Source organism: Micromonospora sp. NPDC047753, from assembly GCF_040642735.1.
Taxonomy (GTDB): Bacteria; Actinomycetota; Actinomycetes; order Mycobacteriales; family Micromonosporaceae; genus Micromonospora.
On record NZ_JBEYSL010000497.1, the window covers coordinates 1 to 4,942 of the forward strand.

General features: G+C 71.6%; 2 protein-coding genes and 1 pseudogene. 1 reads left to right on the forward strand and 2 read right to left on the reverse strand.

What is annotated here, in order from left to right:
* Positions 1-3,859: S8 family serine peptidase (locus ABZ749_RS29410; protein WP_357233499.1), on the reverse strand; the 3,859-nt coding region annotated here is incomplete at its 3' end.
* A gap of 163 nt (positions 3,860-4,022) precedes the next feature.
* Here ABZ749_RS29410 and ABZ749_RS29415 point away from each other — a divergent pair.
* Complete coding sequence (locus tag ABZ749_RS29415) at positions 4,023-4,271, forward strand: hypothetical protein (protein ID WP_030336617.1); 249 nt, start codon at positions 4,023-4,025, stop codon at positions 4,269-4,271.
* A 40-nt stretch (positions 4,272-4,311) separates the two neighbouring features.
* On the opposite strand, the pseudogene ABZ749_RS29420 reads toward ABZ749_RS29415, so the two are convergent.
* Positions 4,312-4,942 (reverse strand): annotated as a pseudogene (locus tag ABZ749_RS29420) (ABC transporter substrate-binding protein); the annotation flags it as partial.

A 4,942-nucleotide genomic window follows, 5' to 3' on the forward strand; every position in this document is an offset into this window, starting at 1 on the left:
CGACATGGGCCGCCCATTCCTGCCGGCTTCGCCTTCCCGGGTAATTGGTACCACGCCGGGCCGGTCGTCGAGTCGATACCCGAAGAATGCCCGGGCCGAAGGCCCGGGTGACGCTCTGGGTGACGCCGCCACCGTTGCGCTGCTTGGCGGTGACCCGGATAGACACGAAGTCGGCCCGGGGCGGCGCGTTCAACGACGCCTGCCAGGCTCCCTTCTTCTTCCGCAGGTCCTGCCGCTGCCAGGTCACTCCGTCGTCGTAGGAGATCTCCAACTCAAGTGACGACACGGCATCCCGAGCCGCGGTGCTGCCCACCACCACTGGCGTGATCGAGAAGTCGGTTCGGCGCTTCGTCCGACCCGCGAAGTCCACGTCCGTTCCGTAGTCCAGCTGGACCAACGGGATGGCCTGCACCTCGGTGGTGCCGCCGGAGATGAAGCTCCACTCGGTGTGCGTGGCGGTCGAGTACGGGCTGAACTCGGGTTTGCCCAAGGTGTCGACGACCAGTCGGTACGGCAGCTTCTCCGGCGACAGGTCACCCGCGCCGATCTCCGGCCAGCCGTTGAACTGGGTCAGCTGCTTGTCGCCCTGATAGAACGTGGCGATCTGCGACATGCTGGCCCCGCCGCTGTGGGCGGCGCCCGCGTCGCCGAAGCCCTGGATGTAGGCGCTCATGGCGGTCTCACCACGGAACGGGATCTCGGTGCTGAGCATCCGTGGCCGGGTGATGGGCCCGAACCAGCGGTCCTTCTGGACGCTGCCCGGCCGGTAGGCGATGGCCTCCGTGTTGGACCGCGCCCAGTCGGCGACGTCGGCGTACTGCATCCACTTGATGCCGCCACCCGCAGAGACCCAGTCGGTGCGCGGCCCCGGCGCGACCGGCTCGAACGGGAACGGCCGTGCCGCCGCGTACTCGTACGGCGGGAAGTCCATCCGGGTCTCGCTGGACTGCTTCCCCGGGGGCGGGGAGAAGGTGAGATCGATCCGGGCGAGGTTGCGCGGGTCGGTCTTGGCGGACGGGTCCTTCGGCACCCCGCCACTGTGGTAGTCCACAAGGTCGTACAGGTACTTCGCCCGGGGGTGGGCGACCACGACCAGGCGTAGCGGCTTGCGGCCGGCAGCGCTGATCTTCTGGATCAACGCCTCGCCCTCGTCCATTGTCACCGAGGCCACCGGGATCGGTCCGGTCGTCACGGCGTCGGTGTTGCCGTACCACTCGCTTTTGCGACCCGCGCGGTCGTTGACAACGACGAGCATCGCCGCGCCGGCGGTGTGCGCCGCCGCTGCCTGATCCGTGGGGGTCACCGCTTCGTTGCCGCGGACGACCACGGCCTTGCCGCGGGCGGCCAGGCCGGCGTAGTCGGCGGTGCCGCCGGCACCCGCGAAGACGGCGTCCAGGCGCGAGGTGCCGTCGGGCAGGGGCGGGGAACCGGGCTGGGCGAGCGGGTCGCTGAGCTGCCGGCCGGGGTAGCTGATGGCCAGCGGCGTCTGCTCGGCGCGGATCCGGGTGGTGAAGACGAAGCTGCCCCTGCGCACCTTGTTCCCGGTCGGCAGGGCCCACAGGCTGTCGTAGGCGGCGCCTGGCCAGAACGTCTCGCGCAGGGCGTTCCAGTCGGTGGGTGTCGGCTCGCTCTCGGCGAAGGAGCGGTAGACGTCGATCCGACTGTTGACGACGGCGGTCGGCTGGGGTGTCGCCACCTTCACCTGGCGGGCCCGCGCGGCGTCGAGTTCCACGACCCGGTCGGTGCTCAGGTCGACCTCGGGAGCGGTCAGCATCGCGAGCCCGAGGGAGCGGGGCCCGTGCAGACCCTCCACGTCCGCCGCCGCGACGACGGTGTAGGAGCCAGGCGTCAGGCGGGCGGTGAGCTTTCCGTCCGGCACCCACATGAAGGCGGAGCCGGTCTCGGCGTTGACGACCTCGACCTCGCCGCTCATGGGCCGGCCGGCGCGGTCCTTCAGGTGGATGGTGAGGTCGTACTTCTTGGACTCGACGGCGACCCCGACGGCCGTGTGCACCTCGCCGGCGGCGAAGCGGGCGGTGACCTGGGCGGAGTACCTGCCGGGGGAGAGGCCGGCCGGGGCCACCACGACGTCGACCGTCGCGCTGGCCCGAGCGGGCACCGTGACGCGGTCGGCGGTTGCCGTGAACGTCTGTGCGGGGGCGGTGCCGTGATCGACGGAGAGCTCCAACGCGATCGGGCTGTCCGTCGTGTTGGTGTACGTGATCGTCCGCTTGATCGGCTGTGGCGCGCTGCCCCAACCGACGAGTCCGGCGTCCACCGACCCGGACGCGACGACCTGGTCCTGGTGGTAGGCGGCGGCGACGTTCAACCGACCGCTACCGGCCTGGTAGGCGTCGTAGTCGGGCGTGCGGACGCTGGTGCCCATCAGCGCGTCCTTGAGCTGCCGCGCGCTCCAGGTCGGGTGCTTCTGCACCAGCAGGGCGGCCGCCCCGGCGACGTGCGGCGCTGCCATCGAGGTGCCACTGTCGGTGTAGTAGTAGCCCTCGCCCCAGGGGATGTGCTGCGAGCGTGCCGCCAGCACGTCCACCCCCGGTGCGGTCATGTCGGGCTTCAGGGCCTCGTCGTTCAACCGGGGCCCGACGCTGGAGAAGCCCGCCAGGTGGTCGGAGGTGTCCACCGCGCCGATGGTCAGCGCGGCGTCCGCGGTGCCCGGCGCGCCGAGGGTGTACGGGTCTGGCCCGCTGTTGCCGGCGGCCACGACGAAGAGCGCACCCGTCTCGGCGGTCAGCTGGTTGACGGCCTGGCTCAGCGGGTCGTCCTGGGTGTGCCAGGCGCTCACGCCGAGGCTCATGTTGATCACCTTGGCGTGCTCGGCCCGTGCCGCCCACTCCATGCCCGCGATGATCCCCGAGATGGACCCGCTGCCGTGCTCGTCGAGGACCTTGCCGATCACCAGGTCGGCGTCGGGGGCCACGCCCCGTTCCTTGCCGCCGGAGGCGGCGCCCGTCCCGGCGACGGTGGACGCGGTGTGGGTGCCGTGCCCGTTCCGGTCGATCACGTCCTGGCCGGCGATGAAGCTTCGGGAGGCCACCACCTGGTCGGCGAGATCCGGGTGGGTGGTGTCCACTCCGCTGTCCAGGACGGCGACCCGGACGCCGCTGCCGGTGCCACCCGCGGCCCACGCCGCGGGCGCGCCGATCTGGGCGGTGGTGTCGGCCAGGGTGGCCTTCGCCGTGCCGTCGAGCCACACCTTGTCGACGCCGGCCGCGAAGGAGGGCGCCGGGGTGGCAGCGCTGCGGCCAGTCGGCGACTGTCCACTGGTGAGGGCCGACCAGAAGTCCGCCGCCTGCGATCGGCGTGTGCGGATCGCCTCACCACGGACGGAGGGCAGCTCCAGCGCGGTCTGCGCGCCCGGCAGCGTGGTGCCGGTCCTGAGCTTCGCCGCACCCGTGGTGCGGGTGACGATCAGGGGAAGGTCGGCGGTCCGCGCGTCGTCGTAGCCCTGGGCGATGAGCTGGGTGACGTCGAGCAGCTGCTTGTCGAGTCGACCGGTGGCGAGGTACGGCAACGCCTCGTCCGGGTACACGTAGGTGTCTCGGCCCTCAGTGGAGATGCGTACGGAGCCGGTGGCGCCCGGGGCGCGCTTCACGTCCACCGATTCGGTTGCGCCGTGGACGCCCGGGGTCACCGTCACCCGGTCGCCGGTGATCAGAGTGACCGTGACGGGGGTGCGGTCCGCGTCGCCGCTCGGAGCGGGTCTCGTCGGCGGCGGTGGGGGTGGTGGGGCGCCGTGCGCGGCCGTGGGGGTGAGGAGAGCGGCGACGACTGTGACGCCGACCGCTGCCGCCGCAGATCTTCGGGTGCGAGAGATCCGCGCACTGCCTAAAGAGGTGAGCATGAGGCGAATCCGATCACCTCGATAGATTCATGTAAAGATCATCATCTTTGCCGGGACGTTGCGAGTGCGTTGCGCACCGGCCGGGGAGCTTCCGCGCCATCCGGACCCGTGATTCGGCGTGGACCGACGTGCCGAGGTTGCGCCCTTCGGCGAGGATGGGCACATGTCTTCATTCGGTAAGTGGTGGGGCCGCCTGAGCGCGGTCTTCGGTGCGGTCGTACTGGCGGTCTTCGTGCCGGTCGCAGCCTGGGCGTCCACGGGCACCGGCGAACTCGTGGTGGAGGCCGCCCGGCGGCGAGGCCGCAGTGGCTTCGGGGTGCTCCCGCTGCTCTGCTGCCTGGTGGTGGTCGCGATCGTCGTGTTCCTGGTGTTGCGTCTGATGCGCAACCGCCGGGGTGGCCCGCCGCGCTGACCGCGCTCGCCGCGCTGACCGCGCCTGCGACGCCGGAGGGTCACCAGCGGCCGGTTCCGGTCTGGCCGCTGGTGCTCACCGCCGCCAGGGCCGCGATGGCCTGGGACAGGAAACGCGCGGTGGCCTCGCGGGTGCCGTCACGCTTGACGCGGATCCGCTCGGCGGCGGCGACCAGCAGGGTGCGCACCTTGGCGTGCCCCTGGGGTGGCGGCGCCGGCGCCGGCCCGAGCAGGTCGGCGATGCTGGCACCGAACTCGGCGGCACGTCGCTGGGCCGGGTCGGTGATGCTGCCCTCGGCGTAGCGGCGGACCTGGGCACTGGCGTTCAGCCCACGTTCGTGGCCGAGAACGGCGCCGACCTCACCATTGGTGGTCAGAAAGTTGATCACGTCGGCGACCGTGTCCGGGTGGCGGGTGCCCCGGAACCCCGCCCAGTACATCGACGCTCGTGCCCACTGAGCTCCCGGCGGGCCGGGGAAGCCGACGATGCCCAACTCGGACTCGGTGAGTCGCTGAAGCTCCGGTAGCTGGTGCGACCAGGCGAAGGACGCCGCCGTCGCGCCGCTCACCACCAGTTGCCGGGCCGGCTCGCCGCTGTCGGCCTGCTCGACCAGGGCCGCGCTTGGCGTGGCTCGGCTCCGACGGGCCCGCTGCCACAACTCGAACCACGCG